We start from the raw sequence: 26,801 nt of genomic DNA on the forward strand, positions 1-26,801 counted from the left end.
TATGAATGCGTCAAAAAACAGCAAAAAACATGTTATTTAACGACATTTTAACAACTATTTAAAACTCATCGGATGAGAAATGTGTTATTAGAGTTAAAGCTCTAATTGTAATTAATTATCATTTAGATTGACTTGAAATATATAGCAAATTACACTCACTATAAAATCGCAAAGGAAGTAAAACTGTGATCATTTTATTTATTATTACAGGGCTAATATTTTGTGGGGCGAGTGTATTTTGCTTTTACAAAGCAAACTACTGTGCATGCACTCAAGCAGGACAATGCGATAACCCCGTAAACCATTATTGGCTTGGAGCAATGTTAAATGCGTTGATCTCTTTAGGACTGTGTTGTTTTGCATTGCACGTAGAGTTAGGTACTTTGCTATGGCTAACACTGATGGGAAGTTGTTTTTTGGGTGCGTTTATTTCTGCAAAACAAACTAAAAAAAGGCAATGCAGTAAAACTAGTTCAACAAATGCTCTTTTAGCAGGCGAGACAAATTAATCTGATAATCAAGAGGCTTAACACTTGCTAGTATTTTCAGCTCTTGGGTGTGCTCACTTAAATCTATGTCTTTAGGTGTAACATGATGATTATGCTTAGCATTATAAAATAGCTTAATTTTAGGTTTAATAGGATTTAATACGTTCCCCTCAAGCACTAAGGCTAAACGTTCATTCGTTAATTTTACAATAGTTCCTACCGGATGGACCCCCAAGCATTTTATAAAGCGTTGTACTAGTTCACCATCAAACAAGTGTTTATTGGCTAATAAGTAGCGTAATGCATTAATAGGCTCATCACCCTCTTGGTGCATTCTATCGGCTGTCATAGCATCGTACACATCTACAATTGCCATTATACGCGCCGGGCGACTTAACTTTTCAGCCTGCAGGCCTCGCGGATAACCAGAGCCATCTAAACGCTCATGATGATTTACTATCATATCGAGCATAAGAGGAGTTATACCCTTCTCACCTTTAACTAAACCTAAACCTTGCGCAACATGCTTTTTAATTGCTGCTAGCTCGTTATTACTTAGTTTAGTTGGCTTGGAAAATATACCCTGCGGTAATTTAGCTTGGCCTAAGTCATGAAGTAACGCCCCCATTGCAAGCTCTTGTACAACAGCCTTTTCATACCCTAAGTATTTAGCAAATACAGCAGTAAAAATGGCGCAGTTGATCATATGCCGCCAGTTATAGCTATGTTTGTCTTTTATACGAGTAAGAATAGTCATAGCGTTAGCATTACGAAAAACTGAGCTGACTATCTCGCTAGCAATTTCATCAAGCACTTTTATATTAACACTCAGGCCAGATGTTAAATCACCATATAATGATTGTAACTTTCGGCCATGCTGATCGTAATTTACAGTCGCTTTAGCAAACTCCTGTTCGATAGAAATAGCTATAGGTGTTTTTTCTACTTTTTTTTGGCTATTAGATGTTTTAGGTGCACTTTGGGGCTTATATTTGGCAGGAACTGGCGCATCACCTTTAGTAAAATCTATAAGCAGCTCGAGCACCCCTTCAGACACTAAACGCTTAATAATAGATTTGTCGCGCACCAAGCCACTGGTCTTAATTTTTATGCTATTGATCCCCTCGTGTTGTTTAGTAACGCTATCAACGTACATACCAGGGGTGAGCTCAGACACAGGCAAAGTAATTAGCATAAAGGTGAGATTTTTTACATTTAAAGTAGATGTACCTTAAATAGCATTAATTAAGCTTAAAAGTCTAGTTTTTGAGTTGTAAGTAGTGATATATAACTACAAAGGATTACTTGCTGTATCACTCTTATTAGCTGTAGTGGGTAACCTTATTTTATGGATAATTAAAACCCTCTTCTATTTTCTTAATAACCTACAACCATTTAGCACTTAAAAGACTATTTGAGTATTATTTTTACGCTTTTAAACAAACTTAATTAACCTAATTTGAACATAATGTGGTTTTTCCTCGGTCTAAATATACACAACAGCTATAAAAATTTAAGAGCATCAACGTATATGACAAAATTAAACCACCCCGTATCAAACTTAAGTGTAGCGGCAATAAGCACCGTTTCTCCTTTGAGTCATATACTAAAAATAGCCGCTCCGCTGCTCGATAGCCTATTGGGCATCAATAAGCTGCGTGATATATACCTCTGTAATAATTTATCGGGTTTAGATAAACAAGAGTTTAGTGAAAAGCTGTTAAATGTATTAGGTATTAATGTGCTTGGTGCACAAGGTGTTATTAACAAAATACCAAAGCATGGCCCTTGCATAGTGGTATGTAATCATCCTTATGGCATGATTGAGGGCGTAATTATTGCAAATTTACTCACCCATTATCGTAGCGATACAAAAGTAATGGCTAACGTGGGTTTAAAAATATTTAAAGAAATTAAAGACTATTTTATTTTTGCTAACCCACTAAAACCAAAAGCAGCCATTAATACCAGCGCAATAAAACAGTGTTTTAGTCATGTTAAAAATGATGGCTTACTTGTGGTTTTTCCTGCGGGAAGAGTGTCATTTTTTCAATCAGAAAAACAACGTGTAACTGACGGGCAATGGAATCGCTTAGCCGCTCAACTAGCTTTAAAAACACAAGCTCCTTTATTGCCTGTATTTATTAGCGGTCAGAATAGCTCAACCTTTTATAACTTGGGGCGTGTTTACTACCGATTTAGATTATTAATGCTAATACGCGAATTACTTAAAATTCAAAAAAGCTCTATTAGCTTAAGCGCTGGTAATTTACTTACACCCAAATTATTAAATAAGTTTGAAAAAACTGACGACATAAACGCACTTACACGCTTGCAGTGTTACTTAAACGATGAGCGCTTTGTAACGCCTTGGCAAGAGGATAACCAATCAACACAGCTCAAAGCTATTATGCAGGAAGTTGATAAAACAAAAATGAAAAATGAGCTTGCCAACTTGCCAAGCGAGCAGCACTTAGTCGACTTTAAAGGTTACTCAGTTTATTACGGCTACCAAGAGCAAATACCTAATTGCGTTACTGAAATAACACGCCTCAGAGAAATAACCTTTCGTACATTAAACGAAGGAAGTGGCGAGCCATGCGACACTGATAAGTTTGATGCGACTTACATGCATTTGTTTATTTTTGATCATAAAAATGAAGAAATTATTGGTGCTTATAGAATTGGACAAACCGATTTATTACAAAAAAATAGCAACGTGAGCGCTCTTTATTTATCGCAAATGTTTAACTTTGAACCTTCTTTTATTAATCAGCAACAGCCGTGCTTAGAAATGGGTCGATCGTTTATAGTTCAAAAACATCAGGGCAGTTACCATGGTTTATTACTGCTATTTAAAGGGATTGGTGCGTTTATGGTGCAAAATCCACGCTATAGGACTTTATATGGCACTGTTTCATTAAGTAAACTTTATGACCCTCGTTCTGTTGCAATTATTGACCATGCAATGGTTAATAATAAACAAGGTGTTAGCGCCAATACGCCTTTTAATAATAAGCTGCACCCAGAGTTTGAAGACTTTATTAATGACCACACGTTAAATATAAGCCATGTATCAGCATTGGTTATGGGAATAGAAGAAGATAAAAAAGACATACCGATTTTATTAAAGCAATACCACAAGCTAGGCGCTCAATTTCATTGCATGGGCATTGATAGCAACTTTAATCACACGCCAGGATTACTTTTAAGTGTGCACCTACCAAGTGCGCCTGAAAAGCTACTTAAGCTCTACCTTGGTGATAAAAAGGATGATTATATAAATCACTCATAATTTTTACCTGCTGCTTAATATAGCAGGTAAAATACAGTTAACAAAAAAGTCGATGTAATTAATTACATCGACTTTTTTGTTTTTAATTATGTAATAGTTATGGCTATAAAAATATTTAGTTAAGCAGCAGCGACTTTTAAACAACCAATGCTACTAATGAGCTGAGACTGCTTATCAAAATAATTAAAACGTATAGTGTCACCAACTTTAATATGACTAATACTGACCGTCATTGCATCTTCTCTTAGCATGTTTACGCCATATTGCCCTTGTTCGGCTTTACTGTAATGAAACGCTAAAAACTGCTCACTTTCAGGATGTCTTAAATCAATAAGTTGCTTAAATTGTTGTTTACGCTTTTGTGTCACCGTTTCAAGCTCAACACCTGATGACGTAGCAAGTGGTTCAACTTGGCAGTGGATTAACTGCTTTGCATCCCACCTAACAAAAACCACGTTATTGTTATTTATCGATAGCCCATCCGGAAAAATACACAACTTAAAAGGCGCGTAGCCCGATAAATCCATGTTTTGTAATTGGTACAATGCAGGGGCTTTATTGCTCAGTAAATGAGGGATTAACAGACCTCTACTATGCTTTACCGCAGTTATATCAAATACACTTTGATAATCGTTTAATAATGCGAGTGTTTGCCCAAAATGCGATACCCCAAGCCAAGTACCTCCTCCTTGCGGATCAATGGGGAAAATTGCATTGCCCTGGTGCTTACTTGGAGCGATTGCCGTTTCTCGTGTTTTTTGCTCATCGCGATTAAAAAATAGCTCGTAGCCATCATCAGTTAAAAAGTAACTTAACGTGCACATTTTAATTTTGCATCGATTTTGGTTGTGCTGGCTGGCTATTTTCTCTTAAAAAGGTAGCTGTACTTGGTGCTAAACCAAAGCTTTGATCGAGCTGCGACTTTTGAGCAAAAGAAATTTGTGAAATCATCGCGTAATGGTGCACAGCGTGACTGCCTACAAAAATAAGCTCTCGCGCAAGTGATGTTGTTACTGTTTGTACATTTTTGCTTTTAATCGAAACTTCACTTGAAAGTAATAACGGTTTATTAAAATCATCTGGACTTAGCTGTTCAACCCACGTTGTTATTTCGGCAATTTTTTTTATTGCAGCAGTTGGAGAGCTTTCAATATCTCCTCCTCTTAAGCGGCAATCATAATCTACTTTTTGCGTGCTAAAGCCGGTCATTAAAGATTGATAATGATCGATAATATGTCGCATATGAGCTCCTGCCGAGCTAATAAAGTTAGGAGTAATGACTTGGGAATAGTCCTCTTTAGTTACACCTTCAAGATAAGCGTGTCCTTGAGCTAGTATCTCTAATTGACTATTTAACATTGAATCGGTCTTCCTCATTTATCACTAAATCTTATATGCAAATAATTACAACATGATTTTTGGATGCTAATTTTGCATTGTATAAATAACTAGAAAGCTGTTTTTAAAATTAACTTTCAAAGTTTTTGCAGTAAATGCATTTTTAAATACAAGAGTAATTAATAAGAAGCTAGGTAATATAGAGAGGATAATTAATACATATAAAAGCAAATGGCGCTCTCGGTAGGGATCGAACCTACAACTCAGCCTCCGGAGGGCCACGTGATATCCATTTCACCACGAGAGCACATTTGTTGCCGCCACACCAACTCGCGATATCAGTGCTTTAGCACCCGCAATGATAAAGAGATCTTTAAATAAATACCAGTAAGATCAGCTTATATGCTTATTAATTAAACTCTTTTAAATAAAACACTTCACAAAGGCTTAAAAACACGCTATTTATTCTTATTAGATAAGAAACAGTAACGGTTTAGCAACATTAAAATTATGATTGTCGCTGTGAGGATTAGTTTAATACGAGGAAATAATGATGAGTTTAATGTCTACTGAGCAAGTCGCTGAGTTTTTAGGTGTAAAAGTAGAGCGTGTAAAACGTCTCTCTAGAGAAAGTTTATTAATTGCTAAATCTGAAGACGAGAATGGCGAACCACAATTTGATGCGGCCGAAGTAACAAAGTACAAAGAGCTCGCTGAACGCTTTGGTGGTTTGTAACTTTTATAAAAAAGTATTAGTAACAAGTTTATTTAGCTGCGCACGTAACATTATAGATTTACTAGTTATGCTGCGCTCCTCATACCAAGCAATACATAACACCAAAAAAAACAGCTTATAGTAATTTAACTTATCTATTGATGGGTAAAACGTGCTTGTTTTATCAACGCTATTTTTATAGTTGTTTAACAGCGCTTTTTTACTTTGCTCATTAAGGTTAAAACTCACTGCAAGGGCTGCCAAATCAAAATATACATCGTTAGTTTGCGCGTACTCAAAATCAATTAAATACATGCCCGAAGCATTTACAATAATGTTATCTTTTACCAAATCGTTATGACAAAAGCCTTCATCAAATTGCATGGCTGCAACTACTTTGAGTGCCTGCTCTATTTGAGGTTTATATTGCGTATATACGCCGGTGCTTTGATAAAAATGCAGCTCTTTAGCTATATCCATTGGCGCGGTAGACGCTTTGTAATTATGCACTTGAGCAAGTTTATTAATAAAGCTAAGCGTTATATCCGATTGCGCGCTCTTGCCTTCAATATAATTAAATACCGCACGACCATTTTCTTTATCAAGCCAAATAGGCGCAGGACATATATTAAGCTCACTTAAAAAACGCTGCGCTTCAAGGCCGTCACTTGGCCAATGGCTTTTATAACACTTTAACAAATACCCTTGTTGCTCGGTACGTATTAAAAAATTATCGTTACTAAAGCCATTAAGTAATCGCTCGCTTGAAACAATGCTTGTAGGCTCTATAAACGCACTACACATTTTTACTAGCTGATTATGCTCAATCATTAATTAAAGCTGAGCTAGCGGCTTAGCTTGGCTTTGTTCGTACTCTTCGTACCAAGTTTTAAAGCCCCACGCTGCCATAATGGTATAAAATATAAAGAGCGCAAGCGTTGGGTAATAGCCTTTTTCATAATATAAATACATGGAAGCTGCATCTATTACAATCCAGTACAGCCAGTTTTCGAGGACTTTTTTAGCAACTAAGTAAGTAGTTACTACGGCAAAACACGTTGTAAAACTATCAAGATAAGCAAAATCGGCATGCGTATAGTTTTGCATAACGTAACCAATTGTAATTGCAGCTACGGTTGTTAAACTAATTAAAACAGCATGACGGTTTATCGACCACGATGTAATATTTAAATTTTCAGCTTTGCCTTTTCTCCATACAACCCATCCAAACACAGCCATATACATATAATAAAAATTAAGTAACGACTCCATGAGCAATGCGCCATTCCAGTACATAATTGTATAAATGAGCGTGCTAAAAAATGCCGCCGGCCAACACCATAAGCTTTCCTTTATTGCCAATAATAAGTACGCCATCGACAATCCTACCGCAATGTATTCCCAATGCGACATTGCTGTAAAACCGCTTAAGGTTTGTGTTAAAAAGTCCATATTATGCAATCACCGTTTAGTTGCGCCATTTGTTATACCAATCTGCTTATATACGGGGTCTATTTAACGTTAAGAAAATTACGCTAGAACTAGACAAAAATTTTTGTATCTAGTTGTTCTAAATAAAAAATTTTTAACGACGTTATAGTGCAATTTAATTCGTTAAATTGATCAAAGATTTATGCAGGTTGGTATTATAGATTATTCAGGCGATAAGTCGCCAGAGAGAAACTTACATACAAAAATAGCTTTACCAAATTCTTCATATGAGCGCTTAATTTCGGTATTTAACACCTGCATTACTAAATCATAATCACCAAAAATTTGCGTTGATAGCGTATTAGTAATCACTTTTAAATTTTCGTATTCGTTTAAGCGGTCAATAAAGCCTTTAATAAACGGAATGTAATCTTGGTGAAGTGGATATTTACTGATCTCTACTGATAATTTCATTTTAAACTCTACTTTTTAATTATTTGATTTAAACAAATCATTCAATGCCAGTTCAATACAGTGTAAAATTATACTAACACTCAATTTAACTGAGCTTATTATGGCACGCAGAATAACGTATACATTTAAAAACCAACCGCGCGAAATTAACTTCGCAAAAGATAAATACCACGACATGTATCAAGCTATTGCTGCTGCCGAGGGTATTGATTTAACAAATTACTTAAACATGGTACGCCAAATAGAAATGACCTCAAAAGGGTCTGCTTCTGTTCGTAACTTTCGCGACCAAGAATTTGCCCGTATGGGCTTTAGCGACATTTACTTTATAAAAGAGTAATTATACCCAATTGGTATACGCTAAAAACTAACTATGGCTGATACTCATAACTTACGCGTGGTGTAATATTACATAATAGCTCGTAAGGAATAGTATCAGCGCACAGTGCTATTTCTTCAACTGGAAGCTCAGGGCCCCACATAGTGACTCTGTCGCCAACTTTAATATTATGCTCATTAGCGCCTATATCAACGCTGATCATGTCCATAGCTACGCTTCCTACAATACCATAACGCTGCTCACCAATTATTACCGGTGTCCCCTCTTTAGCATGCCGAGGATAACCATCGCCATAACCCATAGCTACAACAGCTAACTTGGTTGGTTTATCGCTTTTCCAACGACCACCATACCCAACAGCCTCATTAGCAGGCACATCTCGTACTGCAATTACGCGCGTAGTTAAGCGCATAACTGGTTTTAATTTGTGTTGCTGCCCAATACTATTTGCCATTGGCGATACACCATATAACATAAGCCCAGGACGTACCCAATCGCCATGACCGCTCGGCCAGGCAATAATACCAGCAGAATTTGATAAACAATGCGCTTGATCAATGCCATTCACTAAATTATCAAACAACGTAATTTGCTGAACCGTTTTAGCATTATCAACGTCATCAGCACACGAAAAGTGGGTCATTAAATTAACCGTATTTTTAGCGTTAGGTGTTTTTTGTAAGCGGTTATAAAACGCTTCAAACTGCTCTGGCGCAATACCTAATCGATGCATACCTGTATTTACTTTTAACCAGCATGTTATTGGTGCATCTAGCTTTGCTTTTTCAAGCGCTGCTAATTGGTACTCATCGTGAATAATAGTTTGAAAATTGTTGGCGAGCAGAATCGGTAAGTCGGCTTTGTTAAAAAAACCTTCTAGTAAAACAATTGGCTTTGTTAAGCCCCCAGCTCGAAGGGCGAGCCCTTCATCTATACGTGCCACAGCAAATGCGTCAGCATTATTTAAATGCTGCGCAATCGTTACTAATCCATGCCCGTAAGCATTGGCTTTTAGCACCGCCATCACTTTGCTGTTAGGTGCAAAGCCCTTAACTTGCGCTAAATTATGCGCAAGTGCCGTTAAGTTAATTTCAGCAGTCGCTAAGCGCATTAGTAATCGTCATCTACCGCTGGTCCCGCATAATTATCAAAGCGAGAAAATTGACCTTGGAACGTTAAACGCACTTTACCAATTGGGCCGTTACGTTGTTTACCTATGATAATTTCAGCAATACCTTTATCAGTACTGTCTTCGTTGTAAACTTCGTCACGGTAAATAAACATGATTAAATCGGCATCCTGCTCTATCGACCCTGACTCACGTAAATCTGAGTTAATTGGGCGTTTATCAGCACGTTGCTCTAGCGTACGGTTTAGCTGCGAAAGCGCAACAACCGGACATTTTAGCTCTTTTGCTAGTGATTTAAGTGAACGCGAAATTTCAGCAATTTCAAGCGTTCGGTTATCAGCAAGGCTAGGTACGCGCATTAGCTGCAAGTAATCGACCATGATCATACTAATGCCGCCGTGGTCACGCGCAATACGACGTGCACGAGAGCGAACATCGGTAGGTGTTAAGCCCGAGGCATCATCAACATACATTTTGCCTTTTTCCATCAACAAGCCCATTGTTGATGAAAGTCGCGCCCAATCGTCATCATCTAACTGACCTGTACGTACCTTAGTTTGGTTAATACGGCCAAGAGACGCTAACATCCTCATCATAATTTGTTCTGAAGGCATCTCTAGCGAGTAAATTAGCACGGGTTTGTCTTGAGTCATTGCGGCATGTTCTGCAAGGTTCATCGCAAAGGTGGTTTTACCCATTGAAGGACGCGCTGCCACAATAATTAAGTCAGATGGTTGCAGGCCCGTCGTCATTTTATCAAGATCGGCATAACCTGTACTTACACCCGTTACACCATCTTGTGGCGACTGATAAAGCTCTTCTATTTTATCAACGGTTTTTTCAAGTATGTTATGAATACTTTGCGGGCCTTCCGTACTTTTTGTACGTTGCTCGGCAATTTTAAATACTTTGCTTTCGGCAAAGTCGAGTAAGTCGTGACTAGTACGCCCTTCGGTATTAAAACCCGCTTCGGCTATTTCATTTGCCACGCCAATCATTTCACGTACAACAGCACGCTCACGTACAATGTTTGCGTAGGCATCAATGTTGGCTGCACTTGGGGTATTTTTAGCAATTTCGGCTAAGTAAGCAAAACCACCAATACCTGCAAGTTTATTATTTTTTTCTAAACTTTCAGAAATAGTGATTAAATCTATCGGATCGCCAATCTCAGCAAGTGCCGTCATCGCCTCAAAAATTAACTTGTGCGTGCGGGTATAAAAATCCTGTGATACAACAAGCTCAGCTACGCGGTCAAAAGCTTGGTTATCAAGCATTAAGCCACCTAAAACAGATTGTTCAGCTTCTATTGAATGGGGAGGAACTTTAAGAGTATCGACTTGCTTATCTGGTTTGGCCATAACTTCACAGTAGTAAAATTGAATGGCTCTATTCTATCGACTTGCAGGGGCTGTGCAAATAGAAAAGCAGGAAATCTTTCCTGCTTTTTGTAATCGTGATGGGGAATGAGTGTTATTTGGTACGCAGCTCTATGCGTCCACTAATGGTATCCATTTCAACATTAGCATTACCGCCATTAATGCTAAATTCTAAATCACTGGCTGGGCCATATTTAGCTTTACTGACTTTGTCACTACTGACTTTGTTAATGATTTTACCATTAGCATGGGCTTTAATTTCAAACTTTGCTGATACACTTTGTGGGAAATAAAAGTCGGCATCACCACTTACTGATTCAAAACGTACATCACCGCCTTTTAAAAGCTCGTTAATCTGTACTTCTGCTTCGCCATTGACCGTATTAATACGTAGGTTTTTAATAGCCGATAGCGTAAATTCTATATCGCCATTTACGTTTTCAAGGCGTACATCATTAGCGCTTGAAGTTGATTTAATATCACCATTAACAGCGCTAAAACGCAACTCACCACTTGATTGCCTATCGTTAATTTCACCATTTACGGTTTCAAACTGAATATTCCCGTTTAAGTTCTCAGCGTTCACATCACCATTTACAGTGGTGAGCTTAATGTTGCCAGTAATATCATCTACCGTAATTTCGCCGTTAACCACATCAACTTCTGCGCCGTTTTTAAGCTCCTTTGCAGTCACCGATACATTAACGCCAGCAAACTCTAAACTACTGCTTTTAGGCATAAATATAGTTAGGTTTGAGCCGTCACCACTATTTCCCCAATTTGATTTACGGGGCATTTTTACAATAAACTGTGTTTTATCACCACTTGTTTTAAGCTCATAACCCTGTGCTTTATCATCAAGCTCGCCAGATACTTTAAATTCGTTTTTATCCCAGCCTGTAATATGTATATCACCCCGTTGGTTTTCAATAAAAATAGTGCCGCCACTTGGTACGTCTATTTGCTTATCTATTTTTTCACCCGCAAATGCCGCCAGTGGAAATAAGCTCAGTCCTAATAAAATCGCTTTCATACCGTACTCCTAAATGTGCTGCCAACGTGGCGCGTGCACCTTGTTAATTAAATCAAGTTGTTGTTGATATATTTGCGCTAACATTGTCAGTAGCGCTTGGTTTTGTGGTTCGTTTTCAAGAGCTTGCTTTATTGCTTGCTCAGCTTCTTCAAGTTCTTGTAGTTGCGTTTGCCAGTTAGTGGTTAATGCTTCTTTATTTTCGTATTCAACTAACAAACTATTTTTTTGAGCCGAAAAGTAATCACTTATAGCCACTACGGGCTGTGGTTCAGGTGCTATAACAAATATATTAACAGCAATTAAAGCAGCCACAGTACACGCTGCTATTGCCGTTAGTTTTGGCCAAATAATAGTGCTGTTTGGGTTCTGCTTATTATTAACAATTGCTCGCTCAATCCCCGCCCATAAATCTTTTTGTGGCGTAATTTCTTTATCAAGCGTGTTTAATGACTTATTTAAGTAGTCGTTAAAGTTTGGTTTACTCATTTTCATACCACTCTTGTAATAACTGCCTAGCACGATGATATTGTGACTTACTTGAACCAACAGCCATACCTAATTGCTCCGCTATTTCCTCGTGCCTGTAACCTTCAATAGCAAATAATACAAATACCATACGTGCGCGCTCAGGAAGCCTTACTATTAACTTATCGAGGCCATCATTTAAGCCTTTGCAGTCGTTAGCTGATTGCTCATCCATACCGCGGTGTTCAATACTTACTACTTTTTGTAACCAGTTTTTTTGCTTGCGCAGGTAACTTATCGCTACATTACTGGCAACACTATATAGCCAAGTAGAAAACTGCGAACGCCCATCAAACAATGCTATTTTATGCCATACCTGTACAAATACCTCTTGGGCGGCGTCTTCGGCGTGTGCTTGGTCTGCTAATAAGCGTAAACATAAACCGTATACTCGTTTTATATGTAACTCATAAAGCGTTGTGTATGCGCCTTGATCACCCGATTTAACTCGCCCAATGAGTGCAGCTTCGCACAAAGGCGCTGGTTCGGGTTTAACATGTAACATCCGTGATGCCGCCTTTTAATTATTATTGTTGAGTTGCTATTTGAGTGTATTGATAAGTTAGACGTAATGACAGTTCGAAAAGGTTTAAAAGGAATGGAAAAATAATTGAATAAAAAAAGGGCTTATACGAGGTTGTATTAAATTGTGCCCTCAACTAATGAAGTTAGCCAAATTATAGGCACAAAAAAGCCGTGCTAATAGCACGGCTTTTTTAGCTTAATTAAAAATTAAGCTTCAGCGATTACGATTACTTTGATAGTAGCCGTTACGTCTGAGTGAACTGAAATTGATACGTCAAATTCACCAGTCTCACGGATAGTACCTAGAGGCAAACGAACTTCTGACTTAGCAACTTCAACACCAACAGCTGAGATAGCGTCAGCGATGTCACGAGTACCGATTGAACCGAATAACTTACCTTCGTCACCAGCTTTAGATACTAATGTAACTTCTGCTAATGCTTCTAGTTTTTCAGCGCGTGCTTGTGCAGCAACTAACTGTTCAGCGATTTTCGCTTCAAGTTCTGCACGACGAGCGTCAAACGTTTCAATGTTAGCTTTAGTCGCAGGAACTGCCTTACCTTGCGGGAAAAGGAAGTTACGTGCGAAACCAGATTTAACTACAACCTGTTCACCTAGGCTACCTAGGTTAGCGATCTTATCTAGTAGAATAACTTGCATGTTTCTACACCTTTTAAAAACTGTTAATCCGCTGCTTACTTATGTAAGTCAGTGTATGGAAGAAGGGCTAAGTAGCGAGCACGCTTAATAGCAGTTGCTAGCTGGCGCTGGTATTTAGCGCTAGTACCTGTGATACGGCTAGGTACGATTTTGCCACTTTCTGTAACATAGTTTCTAAGAGTAGCTAGATCTTTGTAATCGATTTGTTGTACGCCTTCCGCTTTAAAGCGGCAGAACTTACGACGTCTGAAATAACGTGCCATGAGATTAATTCCTCAAATAATTCTTTCTATATGCTGAGCATGCAAAACCAATTGGCTAAGGCCGTTACGACCTTCGTGGCGATTTAAAAAACCACTCACTTGCAATGCCTGCCCAACGTGCAAATGTTGAGTCTGTTGTTGCATTTGCTTTCCACTGGCAACTACCTGAAGCCTCACATAACTATTACGGTTAAGGTCTGCTTCGGTTTGCATTGATTTATGTTCTACAACAAAAATACAATGCGGGATGCCAGCAGGGCTTTGGCTAAACTTGGGAGTTTTACAAACTACCCCAGATATAACCAGCTGATTCATATATGGGCTAACCATTATAATAACTGCTGACTACATGCCATGCTAGGACTCAAAACAATTAAGCAGCTGGTGCTTCTTTCTTCTCTTCTCTTGCAAGAGGAGACGCTTCAGTTACAGCATTTTTAGTACGCATAACTAAGTTACGAAGCACTGCATCGTTGTAGCGGAAAGTAGTTTCTAGCTCGCTGATTACTTCAGTAGGTGCTTCAACGTTCATAAGAACATAATGAGCTTTATGAAGCTTGTTGATTGGGTAAGCCAGTTGACGGCGGCCCCAGTCTTCAAGACGGTGGATAGTACCACCAGCTTCAGTGATAGAACCAGTATAACGTTCGATCATACCAGTTACTTGCTCACTCTGATCAGGGTGAACCATGAATACGATTTCGTAATGACGCATGGATATTCCTTACGGTTAATAGAGCCTTCTACCGTTTCGGCCGGTCGGTTTAAGGCAAGGAATTAATAGTTTAAAAGCCGAAATGAGCGCGCATTTTACGCTTAGACGGATAATTAAGCAAGCAGGTTTTTAAGCTTTTATAGATAAGAGTTTAAAGGCAATTATTGCGAGCTTCGCTCATCCCGTTAGCAAGCCTTAGGCCTAAAGGAAAAGCTAAACTCGCAGTTTAATATTTATCATATACGCCAAGCTTGCGCGCGTAAAAAGCGCAGCTTTGAATTACTTAAGTCTAACACCTGCCTCAAAATATAAGTATTTACTCAAACTTAAAGCCGTGCAATTATTAAGCAATACGTTATTAAATAAGGATATTTATGAAGCTCTTACTATCGCTTGTATTAATACTTACTTTTAGTACACCATTTTTAAGCCACGCAAAAACCAATACAACTGACATAACCGTTGGTAAAAAAGTCATTCTGCAATCAAAAATACTTAACGAAGACAGGCCTATCAAAATTTTCATACCTGACACCGTAAAAGATGACCAACCGCTTTATGTTATTTATTTACTTGATGGTGTTGAGCACTTTCATACGGCGTCTGGGGTTATAAAATCCTTAGTTGATTACGAGCAAATACCTAATGCCATGCTTGTTGGTATTGATACAACTAACCGCGTTCGTGATTACTTACCTAAAGTAGATGGTGAGCCTAAAACTGAGTTTCAAACTTTTGTAAAAAATAAATGGCCTGATGCTGGGCAAACCGACAAGTTTTTAAAGTTTGTGTCTGATGAACTCATGCCTTATATAAACAGTAATTACTCAACTAACGGCTACAACACCTTAATTGGCCACTCTAATGCAGGTACTTTAGCGCTTTATACTTTAGTTAATCAGCCTGAGTTATTTAATAACTATATAGCTATAAGCCCAAACAGTTGGTGGAGTGATGAAGAATTAAAAAATAATATTATAAAATACACTAAAAACCCTAAAGGCGGTCAATCGTTATTTATTAGTGTAGCAAGTGAAGGGTCACGCTTTTATACAGGTGTATTAAATACTTTAGTAAATTTAGAACAACAAATGCCAACACAGCTAAAATGGGAATATAAGCATTACCCTACTTTTAGTCATATGGGCACCATACTACCAGCCCTTAGCGATAGCCTAATTCACTTATTTGGCGACCTAATTTTTAACGTTACTGACGAGCACGGAAGATTTGCTGATGTATCGCTCATTACAGGTTACTACCAAGCACTGAGTGATAAGTACGGGTTTGAGCTTAAAATTCCACAAGATGTATATGTAGAATTTGCTCATAGCCAGCAAAAATTTGGTAACACAGCCAAAGCTGTTACCACGCTTAAACACTTTACTACCCATTACCCAAATGCAGCCTATTCTCACATGCGTTTATCGCAAGGCTATACTGCAAATAAGCAGTTTAAAGAGGCCGTCACCAGTATGAAACACGCATTAGAACTTGCTAAGCAAAACTCGCGAGATCCAATGTTAGTTGATGCACTACAAGATATGGTGAATGAAGCGCAAGAGAATTTGTAACTGATTTAACGCAAAGCGATTTTAACTAACGATAATTACGAGCTACGCTCGTCGCGTCAGCAAGCTAAACGCCTACAGGTAAAATTAAGCTCAGTGTTAAACTTTGCATGTAGACGCTGAGCTTGCTCGCGTAAAAAGCGCAGCTTTTAATATATTTAAAACCACCATAAAACAAAACCGACACTTAAATTAAACATCGGTTTTTTAATCAAGCTCATCACTTTACTTTATCCGTTGGGTTTCGCTTCGCTCAACCCAACCTACTTATTTGCCTATCGCTTCTTTGGCGAACAGGTGTTTTATTGGGCCTAAATTATCAACGAGTGACAGCCCTACTCCGCGGATAAGTTTTTTAACCGGATTTGCACCTGCAAATAGCTCTTTTAACCCTTGCATCATGGCTATGTGCTTTTGCGCATCGAGCTTACGGGTACGTTCGTAATCGCGAAGTGTGCGCGTGCTTGCAAACTCCTTGCTATCACTTGTGAGTAGCTCAATTAAATAAGCGGCGTCTTTTAGGCCTAAGTTCATACCAAGCCCTGCAAGCGGATGGATTGTATGTGCAGCATCGCCAATGAGTACCACTTTGCCTGAAACCCATTGCTGAGCGTAGCGCATTTTAAGTGGGAAAGCTGCGCGCGCACTTTGCACTTCACATAGCCCGCATTGGCCATCTATTGCAGCCATAACAGCTTTATTAAAGGCACTATCGTTCATTGCAAGCAGCTCATCGCAGTGGTTTGGGCTAGTAGACCATACTATTGAATGCGTATTTGCATCGCTCAGTGGTAAAAATGCCAGTGGCCCGGTTGGTAAAAAGACTTGGCGTGCGGTGTTTTCGTGCGGCTCTTTGGTTTTTACGGTTGCGACTAGCGCATGGTGATCGTAATCTTTAAAGCTAAGCGCCATATTAAATTGTTTACGTATAGCTGAGTTTGCCCCATCAGCAGCCACCAGCAGTTTTGCTATAATTGGTTCGCCGCTTTTAAGTGTTATAAATACATCTGATTCGCTTTGATGTATTTGCTGATACTGCGTATCAAACATTAGCGTGGCACTTGGTTGTTGCTCTAGCTCTTTTATAAGCGCGTAGCGGATAATGTCGTTTTCAACAATGTGACCTAAATGCTCAAGCTCAAGTTGCTCGTTATTAAAGGTTATTTTACCAAAGCTGTCGGCATCACGTACATCCATATGCGTATAAGCGCACGCTCGCTGTGCGATAATTTCTGGCCATACATTTAATTGCTCAAGTAAGGTTTGACTTGCAATGCTTAGCGCACTTACGCGCAAACCATATTCGTCAGTTGGCAACACTTGTGTTGGTGCGCCGTCGAGTACAACGACGCTTATATCAGCTTTTGCCAATCCAAGTGCCAGTGTTAGCCCTACACAGCCACCACCTACAATACAAACCTGTGCTTGCTTCATAAACGCCTACCTTGTTTAACTTGCCCCATTAACTGTTTGGCTAATGGCGCTTTTAATGCGGGAAATAAATCCATCGAGAACAACCCAATACTGCGCCCCAATGCGAGCACTCGCGATGAATTTGAAAAAAGCCTAACAAGTGCATCGGTTAAGCTCATTACGGTTTTTATATCATCACTGCGCTTTTTTGAATATTCACGTGTAAACGCATAGCTGCCTAAACCGTGTTGGCTGTTTGCTATTAAATTACTAAGTACTTGCACGTCGCGAAGGCCTAAATTAAAACCTTGTCCTGCAATAGGATGAATAGCATGTGCGGCATTACCAATAACCACTGTACGGTGCGCAGTCAAAGACTCGACTTGCCCGTAAACGAGCGGGTAACTCGTGCGCATGCCTACTTTAGTAAATTGACCTCCGCGATAACCAAACGCACTTTGTAGGGCACTTATAAAGTCTTGTTCATTAAGTGCCATGTGCTGTTCAACCTGATCTTGGCTCATACACCACACCAACGAATAACGGTTATTGCTCATGGGTAATAACGCCATAGGCCCGCTTTGTGTAAAACGCTCAAAGGCATGATTATTATGCCCACCAGCCACTTCTACATTAGCAATAATTGCGCCTTGTTCATAAGGCTGGGTATTAAAACCAAGCCCAAGTAAATTACGTGTGGGTGATTGTGCACCATCAGCAATAACCAATAGCGCTGCGCTTAATTGCTCGCCGCTTTGCAGGGTAAGTGTATTGCTATGCAGAGTTTGCTCAATGGCAGTTACGCTATCAGGGCACAAAAGCGTAATATTTGATTGCGTTAAACGCAGGTGGAGCGCTCGGCCAAAAGGGTTAACTTCTACTACGTAACCAAGTGAAGGCTTAGAAAATTCGTCGCAATTAATGTGCGCTTTGCCAAAGTGGCCTCTATCAGACACGCTCACTTTTTTGATTGCGGCGGTGTAAGGGGCATTTTGTTCAAATAAATTGAGGCTTTGTAAATACTCTACCGATTGCTGAGCAAGTGCAATGCTTCTGTCGTCAAAGCTTGGGTGGTAGTCGCCGGTAACTTGATTAGCTTCTACAACGGCAATATTTAACGCGGGATTAGTTTTAGCCACACTTAATGCGCAGCTTGCTCCCGCTAAACCACCGCCAATAATAACTACATCAAACTGCTTAGCCACTTTACTCTCCGAGCTTTATACGTTTTTAGCACTTTGCATAAGTGCTTCTATATCGCTAATTTTTTTAGGTACGCTTAGGGTCAAGTTTTCATGGCCGGTTTCGGTAACTAGCAAGTTATCTTCGATACGAATACCAATGCCTTTGTATTTTTGCGGTGCGCTTGAGTCTTCGCTGATATAAAGCCCAGGCTCTATGGTGAGTACCATATCCGGCTCAAATGCACGCTCAACGTTATTTACTTTGTAATCGCCAACATCATGTACATCTAAACCAAGCCAATGCCCAAGCCCGTGCATGTAATATTCTTTACATGCCCCTTTTGCCATTAGCTCGTCAAAGTCGCCGGTTAAAATACCTAAATCAAGTAAACCTTGGGTCATTACTTCCATTGCTAGTTTATTAGCATGCGACATGTAACCACCGGGTTTTACTTCATCAAAAGCAACTTCTTGCGCTTTAAGAACAATATTGTAAAGCGCGGCTTGCTCTTCGCTAAATTGTCCATTTACTGGAAAAGTACGGGTAATATCGGCGGCGTAACCTTGTAGCTCGCAACCGGAGTCTATAAGTACCAGGTCGCCATTTTTTAATACGTCGCTATTTTGCGTGTAATGTAAAATATTGGCGTTGTCGCCACTACCAACAATTGTGCCGTACGCCGGGTGCGGCGCACCATTCATGGCATAATGATGATGCAGCTCTGCCTCTAGCTGAAATTCAGTAGCTCCGGGGTGTGAAAAACGCATAGCGCGCATGTGCCCTCGCGCACTAATTTCACAACCTTCTCGCATAACATTTACTTCGCTTGGCGATTTAAACAAACGCATTTCATGAATAAGGCCGCGTATTTCTTTTAAAGTACTCGGTGCTTTGAGGCCTTTTCGCGCACCACTTCTAAGTGTACCTAGTAACGTAAACACCTTGGTATCAAATGAAAGATAAGCACCTTGTGCAAAATAAATCGCATCTTTTTCATTTAGTATATCAAGTAGCTTATCGTTTAATTCACTTAGTGGGTAAGCTTCATCAAACAAGTAGTCACTTTTAGCTTTATCAAAGCCAACTCTGCGGCCATGCCAAATTTCTGCAAGCTTGTCTTTATCTAGGCAAAATAAAGTACTGGGTGCATCGCTGTTGTTACATAGTACAAGTACAGCGTCGGGTTCGTTAAAGCCTGTTAAATAGAAAAAGTCGCTATCTTGTCTAAATGCATATTCGGTATCGCGGCTACGCGTCACTTCGCTCGCAGCAGGAATAATAGCAACGCTATTTTTATCCATTTGCGCAAGTAAACGCTCACGGCGTGCTTTAAATTCTGACTTTTGTACTTCAACCATTATTAACCAACCCGTTTAACTTTTTAAACTAATGAAGTGTTTTTTTAGTACTTTGCGTGTTTTGCTCTTTACCCAGTTCTGCAAAACAAAGTAGTGCTGATACGCGCACATATTCAATCACTTCGTGCAGCGCTTGGCTGTCTTCTTCGGTTTCTTCAAAAGTGGTATCTAGGCGAGTGATTTCGCTAAAGTCAGTAATAACCTCTTTAACATCGCTTGATAACTTACCGTAATCTTTTTGCTTTAAGCCAAAACCAAGCATAAAGCCTGCTACCCATGATACGAGGCCATTAGCCTGATCGATGAGTGTTTCGTCATCGTTTGGTAAAAATAAATCAAACTGAAATTCGTCATCATTAAAGCTCGCAACTACTTGCTTATAAATAGTGCCAAAAAACTGCTTTAAATCGTTACTAAATGATTCACCATCGTTAAACACATCGCTCAAAAGGCCTAAGTATTCTTTGTCGTCAATGGTTAAACCACACGCTAGTAAACCACTAATTACACCATGCGCTTCGGCAGGTGATACAAATATTTCGTTTTTTTCTAAAAGCAGTTGAGCTTTTTCGTAATCGGGTAAATCGTTCATAATCGAATCTTCGCTTTGCAAGTTAAGGCAATGCTACCACTCGATAAAAAGCAACTCCAATTAATTGTATGATCAAGCTCAAAAACCATGCGATAAAGTAAATGGCGAGTTAAAGGTGCGGGAAAACTAAGCGAACGGTTTAATTTTTTACGTTTAGGGTTTAAGGATTGGATTATGTCTTATATACTTAAATTGTTCCCTGGGGTACCGGAGCTTGGTTAAGTCCCTGAGCCGATAAATTTTATACCAGGATTTCTGTTCGTCTACTATTGTGCAAGCTCGGCATGTACCGAGAAGCCTACGGTAAACCGCAGATTTCCGCCCTGAAACCTTCTGGTTTCAGGACTGAAACCGGGTACCGTATCTTGGGGAACACCTTCTTACTTTTTATACTCCCTCTTATTGCTTATTCATTTTTTTGCTATACCTTCGTACATTATTTTTATAATTTTTGGCAAAAAAAAGCTGCAAGCAATTTCTTACTTACAGCTAAATTTTAAATGCTTACGCTTATTTACTTAAACCAACCTTGAAAGCGCTCCATCATCATGTAGTTTATTGGCACTAACAATAAAGTAATAAAGGTAGCAAAAATAATCCCAAACCCTAAACTTACCGCCATGGGTATTAAAAACTGCGCCTGAGTCGCTTTTTCAAATAATAACGGCATTAAGCCAATAAAGGTCGTTAAACTTGTTAGCATTACAGGGCGAAAACGCGATGCACCGGCAAGTTTAACTGCATCTAGTAATTTGCCGCCTTCACTGCGCTTTTTATTGATAAAATCAACTAGTACAAGGGAGTCATTTACTACCACCCCAGTTAGGGCGAGCATACCAAGCAAGCTCATAATGGTTAAATCCATGCCCATAATCCAATGCCCGACTACAGCACCTATCATGCCAAATGGAATTACACTCATTACTATAATTGGCTGTAAGTAAGACTTAAGCGGTATCGCTAATAGCGCATAAATTATGAAAAATACAAACACAAGTGCCCAAGCCAATGAGCCAAACGACTCTCGCTGCTCTTTAGCCTCACCTTCTAGTTTGTAATCTACTCCAGGGTATTGCTGCATTAATTCATCTAAATACTCCGTTAGGTCAGCCTGAAGTATGGTCATGTTGGTGTTATTTTTTTCGATATCCGCTGTTACATTTAAAGTACGGTAGCGGTCTATTCGGTTAATAGTTGACGGGCTTTGCCCTGCGGTAAGGGTTGCAACATGCGATAACGGCACCGAGCCACCAGTAGGTGTATTGATGAGTATATTTTGTAAATCGGCTACAGAGCGGCGCTCGTCTATAGGCAAGCGTACCATTACTCGTACATCATCACGTCCGCGCTGAATACGTTGGACTTGCGAGCCAAAGAACGAGTTACGCACTTGACCTGCAACATTAACTCTATTTAAGCCCAGCGCTAAGCCTTGCTGCGTAAGCTCTATTTGTAACTCTTCTTTACCATCAGACATGCTATCGGCAATATCAAATACCGTTGGGTAGGTCGATAAACGGGTTTTAATGTGATCAGCCACGTCTTGTAAAATAGTCAACGAAGTCCCGCTAAGCTGAACATCAATGGGGTCTGAACTTCGGCCAATTTCGGCTCTAAACGTTAAGCTTTCAGCGCCTGGAATGACACCAATTAAATCGCGCCATTCGCTGGCAAGTTCTCGTGATCCTATGTCTGATTCACGCTTTTCAGCCGGTGTTATTTCAAAGCGTACAGAGCCTGAATTAGATACACCACCACGCCCGCCTGTTGTGGCTAATATATTTAAAATAACGCTTTCACCAGTATCTGGATCGCGGTACTTTTCTTGTAATTGCTGCGCCTTTTGCGACATGTCAATTACGTATTTATTAGTTACTTCAAACGGTGTACCTGTTGGTAGTGTTAAGTTAACGCGGACTGTTTCGCTTGGTATACGCGGGAAAAATACAAACTTAGTCCAACCACTAGTGATCATGGTTAAAATTATTATAAACACACCAACAAACAAACTTACCGAAGCCAATTTATGGCGCAGTGCTAAATTTAAAGTGGGTTGGTAGTATTTTAAAATCGCGTTTTCAAATCCATCTGCAAAACGCTGTTGAATAACATCAAACTTTGAAGGTTCGCCTTTTTCGTGGCGTAGTTTTATATATTTTAAATGTGCGGGTAGTACAAATTTAGATTCAATCAATGAAAACAATAATACCGGAATAACCACTACCGGTATTTGTGCAAACAAAGCACCGCGCGCCCCTTCAATAAAGGCCAAAGGTAAAAAGGCAGCAACGGTAGTTAATACACCAAATGTTACTGGTGTTGCGACTTCTTGAGTACCTAAAATTGCAGCTTGCTCGCCCGACTTAGCTGTTTTTAAATGGGTATAGACATTTTCGCCAGTAACTATGGCGTCATCAACAACAATTCCCAGTACTAATATAAAGCCAAATAAACTCATAATATTAAGGGTTACGCCAAATATAGGCATCGCTATAAACGCGCCCATAAATGAAACCGGAATACCAATAAATACCCAAAATGCAATTGCAGGTCGTAAAAACAAAGTAAGTAAAGCAAGTACTAAAATACCGCCTTGTAGGGCATTGGTCGTTAGTGTGGCAATTCGACTTTTAACCAGCTCCGAATCATCATCCCAGTAACTTAGTTCAAACCCTTGTGGAAGGGAACTTTGTTGCTCTTGTATGTAATTTTTAACTTCGTCAGCAACAGTAATCGCACTTTGCGGACCAATTCGATATACGTCGATAAATGCAGCCTGCTTACCATTAAAGCGAGTACGTACTGGGGTTTCTTCAAAATCGTCTTTAATTATTGCAATATCGCCTAAACGAATAATCGTGCCGTCAGCTTGGTTTTTAACAACAATATTGGCAAATTCATCTTTACGATATGCTTGCCCTTTAGAGCTTATAAGTACGTCCCCACCTTCAGTTTTTAAGTTACCAGCAGAAATATCAGAGCTTGAATTAGCAATGGCACTCGATATTTGTGCAAGGCTTAAATCGTACTGGCGAAGAACGTCTTGGCTTACTTCAATGGCAATTTCGTAATCACGAACACCACTTAGCTCTACCTGCGTCACATTTGGTAAGCGTAGAATTTGATCGCGTACTGTTTCTGCATATTCACGGGTTTCTTTTTCGCCGTAATCACTTGATACGGTAACCGCGATAACTTCGCGAATTCGCTCAGCAAGCGCGACTATTGGCTTTTCAGCATCGGCTGGAAAGGTGTTAATTGCATCTACACGACTTTTAATATCAGCTAAAAGCTCACGCGGGTCGTAGCCCGTTTCAACTTCAATTGTTACAGAGCCTGAGCCTTCAGAAGAGCGGCTAAATATTTGCTTAATACCTTCTAAATCTTGTACGGCTTCTTCTATACGAATTGTTACGCCTTGCTCTACATCCTCTGGTGTTGAGCCACGCAAACTTACGTTCACGCTTATCATGTCGGTTTCGAATGAAGGGAATACTTCAAGCGGTATTTTAGTCGATAAACTAAAAAGCCCCGACAGCAGCAACGTTACTAGCAATAAGTTAGCAGCAACATGGTTTTTGGCAAACCAAGCTATCATGGCTTATCTCCTTGCTTTGCTGGACGGCGTTTTTTTAACTCTTCAACACTAATACCAAGCTCTTTTGCTTTTTGTTCAAGCTGCTCTGGAGTCGGACGCTTTCCTTTACCTTGCCCATTCACTCCACGGCTTTTAGGTTGATCTGCGCTTTGTTCACCTAAAATACTTACTTGAGTTCCTGAACTTACTTGACCAAGTGGAGTAATAACAAGTTTGTCATTTGCGTTTAAACCGGTTTTTATCATCGCCTGAGTCGCATTTTGCCAAGCTAGTGTGATGTCTTTGCGCTTAAGTACGCCACCTTCAACAATGTAAACGTACGTTCCTTGATAAATTGTACTGTTAGGAATTATAAGTGCGTTAGATACTGTTCTGCCGGTAATTTGCGCTTTTATATACTGCCCAATTTTTATTGGGTACTGGTTATTTGCTGTTGCTTTATACGGGTCATTAATTTTAGCAACTACATAAAGCTGCTGTGCGCCTTCATCTATAGCACCCTCTGTGCGTGCTAATTGCCCTTGCCACGTTTGCTCACCTACTAAGTCAGAAGTAAATTTAACAATTGAACCCGCTTGGTTTTTAGCACCATCGCGATACTGCTCTGGTAAATTTACAAATGGGAGATCTTTATTTTTAATTGGTAAGCGAATCTCAACGCTATCGATTGCGTAAATGGTAGCTAACTGTGTGTTGTTAGTAACAACTTGCCCTAAATCAACACTGCGGCTAAGTATACGCCCCGCATATGGCGCCGTTACTTTAGTGCGCTCTAAATCAAGCATCGCTTTTTCAAGTGCTGCCTGCGCTGACAAAACCTCAGCTTCAGCGGCTGCTAGTTGTGGCTCACGTAGTACTAAGCTGCTTGCTTGATTTGAGCCGCCAAGGCGCTTCCAATCGGTAATAGCTTGTTGCCCACGCGCCTTCTCTTCTAGCAAACCTTGCTCTGCGGTTAATAAATTTGCTTGAGCAGATTTAACTTCAGCCTGATGATCTCTGTCGTCTAGTTTTAAAAGTACATCGCCTTTTTCAAAAAAACCGCCTTCTCTAAAGTCATCACTTACTTCAATTATTTGTCCAGATGCCTGAGCCACTAACAAACTTTGTGTACGTGGTTTTACCGTACCGTAGCTGTCTATCATAACTTGATAATTTTGTGGTTTTAGCTCAAGCGCAGCCACACTTATTGATGCCTTAGGAGGTGCCCCAAAGCGTTTAGCCTCTGGTGGATTCCCCTTAATAAACATAACAATTAAAATTGTGGCAACAATAACCACCGCTGGAATAATAATTTTTGCTGTTTTAGTTTTCATCGTTATTGCTCTTTAGTTCACTTGAGGGCTTTGCAAAATCACCACCAAGGGCAATGTGTAGGTTAATTCTATTAGCTATTAATTGGTTTTTAATATCGATTAAGGAGCTTTGCGCGTCGAAAGAACGATCTTGGGCATCAAGCACTGTCGTGTAAGTTACCAAGCCACTTTGATACTGCTCAAACGACAATTGCTCTGCAGCAAGAGCGTTTTCTTGTGCCTCTAACGTGCTTGTATATTGAGCTTTGAGGGACTGCTGCTGCGAAATAGCATTTTCAACATCACCAAATGCGTCATAAAGCGTTTGTAAATAAAGCTGCTCTTGCTTTTGAGTATTAAGACGCGCTATTTCTTCGTTGGCTTTTAAGCGCCCTCCTTCAAAAAGTGGCGCTGAAATACTACCTAATAAAGACCATGCAAGGCTTGATGGCGAAAACAAGTCGCTTACTCTGTCTGTACTATCACTTAATGAAGCTGTTAAATCTAAACTTGGAAAGCGTTGTTTGTGCGCATATGCCAATGATGCGTCGGCTGCTAAAAGCTCATACCAACTTGCACGTAGAGTAGGTTTTCGCGTTATAAGTTCAGAAGGTAATCCTAGAGGAATATCGGTATTAATAACAGGTAAGTCACTACTAGCAGTAATAGCGCCTTTTGGGTATTCACCAAGTAAACGCTCAAGTACACGTGCTGATGCCGATAAACTCGCTGTTTGAGTGGCAATGCGAGAGCGTTCATTATTAAGCTCATTACGCGCTAAATACACATCGAGCGCTTCGTTTATGCCTTGGCGATAGCCAGCTTCAATAATATCGAGATTTTGTTGTGAGTTGGCTTCGCGACGCTTAAATAAATCCAGTAATTGCTGCGCCGTAACCACATCAAACCAACCTGTTACCACATCTGCAACGAGTTGCTGTTTAGCTTGCTCAAATCGTGCCTGCTGAGCTAAATAGTTAAGATTAGCTTCGCGCTTGGCGTCAGAAAGCTTACCCCATAAATCAACCTCGTAAGTTAAATTTAAACTTACGGAGCTTGCGTTGTCGTAACTTACAGGGCGGTTGTCTTTACTACGGCTTGTACGTGTTGATAAATCGAGGCTTGGCCAAAGTGCAGCGCCCGAGACTATAAGTTGCTGCTTTTGAATTTCAACATCATAACTCGTTTGCAAAAGCTGTTGGTTATTTTTAAGTGCTTGTTGTACAAATTTGTTAAGCGTAGGATTTTGTAATTGTGTAAGCCATTGCTCTTGTACTTTTAATGCTGAGCTTGATGCTTCTTGCTGCCATTGCTGAGGCATATTATTAGGGACTTGCATGCGCTGCGACGAGTTTAAATCACTCGCACAGCCGCTGAGCAGCATCACACTAATTGCCAGTAGGGTTGGCTTGCATTGCCAAATCATAATTAAACCTAAATTACTGCTATTTATGAGGTTAATTCAAGCACTTTGGCAAATTT

The 26,801-nt window shown here is 39.8% G+C and carries 27 protein-coding genes, 1 tRNA gene and 1 other RNA gene; 6 read left to right on the plus strand and 23 right to left on the minus strand.

Annotation, left to right across the window (positions count from 1 at the left end; all coding sequences use genetic code 11):
* The first annotated feature begins 185 nt into the window (after positions 1-185).
* Positions 186-509, plus strand: a complete 324-nt coding sequence (locus FFU37_RS20420; RefSeq protein ID WP_076914930.1) for a hypothetical protein — start codon at positions 186-188, stop codon at positions 507-509.
* On the opposite strand, the gene FFU37_RS12280 is transcribed toward FFU37_RS20420, so the two are convergent.
* Positions 469-1,683 (minus strand): cyclic di-GMP phosphodiesterase, encoded by a 1,215-nt coding sequence (locus FFU37_RS12280; RefSeq protein WP_039490270.1) that lies wholly within the window; start codon positions 1,681-1,683, stop codon positions 469-471. The genes FFU37_RS20420 and FFU37_RS12280 overlap by 41 nt on opposite strands.
* A 336-nt stretch (positions 1,684-2,019) precedes the next feature.
* On the opposite strand from FFU37_RS12280, the gene FFU37_RS12285 reads away from it, so the two are divergent.
* Entirely contained in the window at positions 2,020-3,783 is a 1,764-nt protein-coding gene (locus FFU37_RS12285; RefSeq protein ID WP_138489602.1) for a bifunctional lysophospholipid acyltransferase family protein/GNAT family N-acetyltransferase, read from the plus strand.
* Positions 3,784-3,902: 119 nt separating this feature from the next.
* Here FFU37_RS12285 and FFU37_RS12290 read toward each other — a convergent pair whose 3' ends face one another.
* The 3 genes from FFU37_RS12290 to FFU37_RS12300 form a co-directional block, all read right to left on the minus strand.
* On the minus strand, positions 3,903-4,607 hold the full coding sequence (locus FFU37_RS12290) for an NRDE family protein (protein ID WP_138489603.1): 705 nt from the start codon (positions 4,605-4,607) through the stop codon (positions 3,903-3,905).
* Between the two features lies 1 nt (position 4,608).
* Positions 4,609-5,142, minus strand: coding sequence for a DinB family protein (locus tag FFU37_RS12295; RefSeq protein ID WP_138489604.1), 534 nt, complete (start codon positions 5,140-5,142; stop codon positions 4,609-4,611).
* 211 nt (positions 5,143-5,353) lie between these two features.
* Positions 5,354-5,428 (minus strand) — tRNA-Arg (locus FFU37_RS12300).
* Positions 5,429-5,674: 246 nt separating this feature from the next.
* On the opposite strand from FFU37_RS12300, the gene FFU37_RS12305 reads away from it, so the two are divergent.
* A complete protein-coding gene (locus tag FFU37_RS12305; protein WP_039490259.1) occupies positions 5,675-5,857 on the plus strand; it encodes a hypothetical protein in 183 nt (60 codons plus the stop codon).
* A gap of 3 nt (positions 5,858-5,860) precedes the next feature.
* Here the strand turns inward: FFU37_RS12305 and FFU37_RS12310 are convergent, their stop codons facing one another.
* From FFU37_RS12310 to FFU37_RS12320, 3 genes are all read right to left on the minus strand, one after another.
* Positions 5,861-6,667 (minus strand): phosphotransferase, encoded by an 807-nt coding sequence (locus tag FFU37_RS12310; protein WP_138489605.1) that lies wholly within the window; start codon positions 6,665-6,667, stop codon positions 5,861-5,863.
* 3 nt (positions 6,668-6,670) lie between these two features.
* On the minus strand, positions 6,671-7,288 hold the full coding sequence (gene pnuC, locus FFU37_RS12315) for a nicotinamide riboside transporter PnuC (protein WP_002963042.1): 618 nt from the start codon (positions 7,286-7,288) through the stop codon (positions 6,671-6,673).
* 201 nt (positions 7,289-7,489) lie between these two features.
* The gene (locus tag FFU37_RS12320) at positions 7,490-7,741 is read right to left on the minus strand and encodes a hypothetical protein (RefSeq protein WP_002963043.1); all 252 of its coding nucleotides are present in this window, start codon (positions 7,739-7,741) and stop codon (positions 7,490-7,492) included.
* A gap of 100 nt (positions 7,742-7,841) precedes the next feature.
* On the opposite strand from FFU37_RS12320, the gene FFU37_RS12325 reads away from it, so the two are divergent.
* Positions 7,842-8,081 carry a DUF2960 domain-containing protein gene (locus FFU37_RS12325; protein WP_002963045.1) on the plus strand — a complete coding sequence of 80 codons (240 nt, stop codon included), beginning with the start codon at positions 7,842-7,844 and terminating at the stop codon, positions 8,079-8,081.
* Positions 8,082-8,112: 31 nt separating this feature from the next.
* Here the strand turns inward: FFU37_RS12325 and alr are convergent, their stop codons facing one another.
* From alr to rpsF, 9 genes are all read right to left on the minus strand, one after another.
* On the minus strand, positions 8,113-9,192 hold the full coding sequence (gene alr, locus FFU37_RS12330; RefSeq protein WP_138489606.1) for an alanine racemase: 1,080 nt from the start codon (positions 9,190-9,192) through the stop codon (positions 8,113-8,115).
* Positions 9,192-10,571: a replicative DNA helicase gene (gene dnaB, locus FFU37_RS12335; protein WP_002963050.1), complete on the minus strand. Its 1,380-nt coding sequence runs from the start codon at positions 10,569-10,571 to the stop codon at positions 9,192-9,194. The genes alr and dnaB overlap by 1 nt, the downstream gene beginning before the upstream one ends.
* A gap of 112 nt (positions 10,572-10,683) precedes the next feature.
* Positions 10,684-11,622, minus strand: a complete 939-nt coding sequence (locus tag FFU37_RS12340; RefSeq protein WP_002963051.1) for a DUF4097 family beta strand repeat-containing protein — start codon at positions 11,620-11,622, stop codon at positions 10,684-10,686.
* Between the two features lie 9 nt (positions 11,623-11,631).
* The gene (locus FFU37_RS12345) at positions 11,632-12,114 is read right to left on the minus strand and encodes a hypothetical protein (RefSeq protein WP_024596807.1); all 483 of its coding nucleotides are present in this window, start codon (positions 12,112-12,114) and stop codon (positions 11,632-11,634) included.
* Positions 12,101-12,652: an RNA polymerase sigma factor gene (locus tag FFU37_RS12350; RefSeq protein ID WP_138489607.1), complete on the minus strand. Its 552-nt coding sequence runs from the start codon at positions 12,650-12,652 to the stop codon at positions 12,101-12,103. The genes FFU37_RS12345 and FFU37_RS12350 overlap by 14 nt, the downstream gene beginning before the upstream one ends.
* A gap of 227 nt (positions 12,653-12,879) precedes the next feature.
* Positions 12,880-13,332, minus strand: coding sequence for a 50S ribosomal protein L9 (gene rplI, locus FFU37_RS12355; RefSeq protein ID WP_002962755.1), 453 nt, complete (start codon positions 13,330-13,332; stop codon positions 12,880-12,882).
* Between the two features lie 35 nt (positions 13,333-13,367).
* The gene (gene rpsR, locus FFU37_RS12360; protein WP_002962753.1) at positions 13,368-13,595 is read right to left on the minus strand and encodes a 30S ribosomal protein S18; all 228 of its coding nucleotides are present in this window, start codon (positions 13,593-13,595) and stop codon (positions 13,368-13,370) included.
* 12 nt (positions 13,596-13,607) lie between these two features.
* A complete protein-coding gene (gene priB, locus FFU37_RS12365; protein WP_004588456.1) occupies positions 13,608-13,925 on the minus strand; it encodes a primosomal replication protein N in 318 nt (105 codons plus the stop codon).
* 43 nt (positions 13,926-13,968) lie between these two features.
* Positions 13,969-14,310, minus strand: a complete 342-nt coding sequence (rpsF, locus tag FFU37_RS12370; protein WP_002962750.1) for a 30S ribosomal protein S6 — start codon at positions 14,308-14,310, stop codon at positions 13,969-13,971.
* Positions 14,311-14,684: 374 nt separating this feature from the next.
* Here rpsF and FFU37_RS12380 point away from each other — a divergent pair, with 374 nt between their 5' ends.
* The gene (locus FFU37_RS12380; RefSeq protein WP_138489608.1) at positions 14,685-15,884 is read left to right on the plus strand and encodes an alpha/beta hydrolase-fold protein; all 1,200 of its coding nucleotides are present in this window, start codon (positions 14,685-14,687) and stop codon (positions 15,882-15,884) included.
* 264 nt (positions 15,885-16,148) lie between these two features.
* Here the strand turns inward: FFU37_RS12380 and FFU37_RS12385 are convergent, their stop codons facing one another.
* The 4 genes from FFU37_RS12385 to FFU37_RS12400 are packed head-to-tail and all read right to left on the minus strand — an operon-like array spanning position 16,149 to position 20,429.
* Positions 16,149-17,315, minus strand: coding sequence for an FAD-dependent monooxygenase (locus tag FFU37_RS12385; RefSeq protein ID WP_138489609.1), 1,167 nt, complete (start codon positions 17,313-17,315; stop codon positions 16,149-16,151).
* On the minus strand, positions 17,312-18,499 hold the full coding sequence (gene ubiH / locus FFU37_RS12390; protein ID WP_138489610.1) for a 2-octaprenyl-6-methoxyphenyl hydroxylase: 1,188 nt from the start codon (positions 18,497-18,499) through the stop codon (positions 17,312-17,314). The genes FFU37_RS12385 and ubiH overlap by 4 nt, the downstream gene beginning before the upstream one ends.
* Positions 18,500-18,514: 15 nt before the next feature.
* Positions 18,515-19,837 carry a Xaa-Pro aminopeptidase gene (gene pepP / locus FFU37_RS12395; protein ID WP_138489611.1) on the minus strand — a complete coding sequence of 441 codons (1,323 nt, stop codon included), beginning with the start codon at positions 19,835-19,837 and terminating at the stop codon, positions 18,515-18,517.
* Between the two features lie 28 nt (positions 19,838-19,865).
* Positions 19,866-20,429 carry a UPF0149 family protein gene (locus FFU37_RS12400; protein ID WP_002962745.1) on the minus strand — a complete coding sequence of 188 codons (564 nt, stop codon included), beginning with the start codon at positions 20,427-20,429 and terminating at the stop codon, positions 19,866-19,868.
* A gap of 193 nt (positions 20,430-20,622) precedes the next feature.
* Here FFU37_RS12400 and ssrS point away from each other — a divergent pair.
* A non-coding RNA gene (ssrS, locus tag FFU37_RS12405) (6S RNA) lies at positions 20,623-20,805 on the plus strand.
* 138 nt (positions 20,806-20,943) lie between these two features.
* On the opposite strand, the gene FFU37_RS12410 is transcribed toward ssrS, so the two are convergent.
* From FFU37_RS12410 to FFU37_RS12420, 3 genes are read right to left on the minus strand one after another with little or no spacing between them, the layout of a single operon-like run.
* Complete coding sequence (locus FFU37_RS12410; protein WP_138489612.1) at positions 20,944-24,027, minus strand: efflux RND transporter permease subunit; 3,084 nt, start codon at positions 24,025-24,027, stop codon at positions 20,944-20,946.
* The gene (locus FFU37_RS12415) at positions 24,024-25,340 is read right to left on the minus strand and encodes an efflux RND transporter periplasmic adaptor subunit (protein WP_138489613.1); all 1,317 of its coding nucleotides are present in this window, start codon (positions 25,338-25,340) and stop codon (positions 24,024-24,026) included. The genes FFU37_RS12410 and FFU37_RS12415 overlap by 4 nt, the downstream gene beginning before the upstream one ends.
* Positions 25,330-26,745 (minus strand): TolC family protein, encoded by a 1,416-nt coding sequence (locus FFU37_RS12420; protein ID WP_138489614.1) that lies wholly within the window; start codon positions 26,743-26,745, stop codon positions 25,330-25,332. Before FFU37_RS12420 ends, FFU37_RS12415 begins: the two co-directional genes overlap by 11 nt.
* Positions 26,746-26,801: the final 56 nt, after the last annotated feature.

It is taken from the genome of Pseudoalteromonas distincta, assembly GCF_005877035.1.
In the GTDB taxonomy this organism is placed as follows: domain Bacteria; phylum Pseudomonadota; class Gammaproteobacteria; order Enterobacterales; family Alteromonadaceae; genus Pseudoalteromonas; species Pseudoalteromonas distincta.

Coding starts and splice junctions, on each gene's coding strand:
- FFU37_RS12280 (WP_039490270.1), bottom strand. CDS start 1,683: ATGCTAATTACTTTGCCTGTGTCTGAGCTCACCCCTGGTATGTACGTT.
- FFU37_RS12285 (WP_138489602.1), top strand. CDS start 2,020: ATGACAAAATTAAACCACCCCGTATCAAACTTAAGTGTAGCGGCAATA.
- FFU37_RS12290 (WP_138489603.1), bottom strand. CDS start 4,607: ATGTGCACGTTAAGTTACTTTTTAACTGATGATGGCTACGAGCTATTT.
- FFU37_RS12295 (WP_138489604.1), bottom strand. CDS start 5,142: ATGTTAAATAGTCAATTAGAGATACTAGCTCAAGGACACGCTTATCTT.
- FFU37_RS12305 (WP_039490259.1), top strand. CDS start 5,675: ATGAGTTTAATGTCTACTGAGCAAGTCGCTGAGTTTTTAGGTGTAAAA.
- FFU37_RS12310 (WP_138489605.1), bottom strand. CDS start 6,667: ATGATTGAGCATAATCAGCTAGTAAAAATGTGTAGTGCGTTTATAGAG.
- pnuC (WP_002963042.1), bottom strand. CDS start 7,288: ATGGACTTTTTAACACAAACCTTAAGCGGTTTTACAGCAATGTCGCAT.
- FFU37_RS12320 (WP_002963043.1), bottom strand. CDS start 7,741: ATGAAATTATCAGTAGAGATCAGTAAATATCCACTTCACCAAGATTAC.
- FFU37_RS12325 (WP_002963045.1), top strand. CDS start 7,842: ATGGCACGCAGAATAACGTATACATTTAAAAACCAACCGCGCGAAATT.
- alr (WP_138489606.1), bottom strand. CDS start 9,192: ATGCGCTTAGCGACTGCTGAAATTAACTTAACGGCACTTGCGCATAAT.
- dnaB (WP_002963050.1), bottom strand. CDS start 10,571: ATGGCCAAACCAGATAAGCAAGTCGATACTCTTAAAGTTCCTCCCCAT.
- FFU37_RS12340 (WP_002963051.1), bottom strand. CDS start 11,622: ATGAAAGCGATTTTATTAGGACTGAGCTTATTTCCACTGGCGGCATTT.
- FFU37_RS12345 (WP_024596807.1), bottom strand. CDS start 12,114: ATGAAAATGAGTAAACCAAACTTTAACGACTACTTAAATAAGTCATTA.
- FFU37_RS12350 (WP_138489607.1), bottom strand. CDS start 12,652: ATGTTACATGTTAAACCCGAACCAGCGCCTTTGTGCGAAGCTGCACTC.
- rplI (WP_002962755.1), bottom strand. CDS start 13,332: ATGCAAGTTATTCTACTAGATAAGATCGCTAACCTAGGTAGCCTAGGT.
- rpsR (WP_002962753.1), bottom strand. CDS start 13,595: ATGGCACGTTATTTCAGACGTCGTAAGTTCTGCCGCTTTAAAGCGGAA.
- priB (WP_004588456.1), bottom strand. CDS start 13,925: ATGGTTAGCCCATATATGAATCAGCTGGTTATATCTGGGGTAGTTTGT.
- rpsF (WP_002962750.1), bottom strand. CDS start 14,310: ATGCGTCATTACGAAATCGTATTCATGGTTCACCCTGATCAGAGTGAG.
- FFU37_RS12380 (WP_138489608.1), top strand. CDS start 14,685: ATGAAGCTCTTACTATCGCTTGTATTAATACTTACTTTTAGTACACCA.
- FFU37_RS12385 (WP_138489609.1), bottom strand. CDS start 17,315: ATGAAGCAAGCACAGGTTTGTATTGTAGGTGGTGGCTGTGTAGGGCTA.
- pepP (WP_138489611.1), bottom strand. CDS start 19,837: ATGGTTGAAGTACAAAAGTCAGAATTTAAAGCACGCCGTGAGCGTTTA.
- FFU37_RS12400 (WP_002962745.1), bottom strand. CDS start 20,429: ATGAACGATTTACCCGATTACGAAAAAGCTCAACTGCTTTTAGAAAAA.
- FFU37_RS12410 (WP_138489612.1), bottom strand. CDS start 24,027: ATGATAGCTTGGTTTGCCAAAAACCATGTTGCTGCTAACTTATTGCTA.
- FFU37_RS12415 (WP_138489613.1), bottom strand. CDS start 25,340: ATGAAAACTAAAACAGCAAAAATTATTATTCCAGCGGTGGTTATTGTT.
- FFU37_RS12420 (WP_138489614.1), bottom strand. CDS start 26,745: ATGATTTGGCAATGCAAGCCAACCCTACTGGCAATTAGTGTGATGCTG.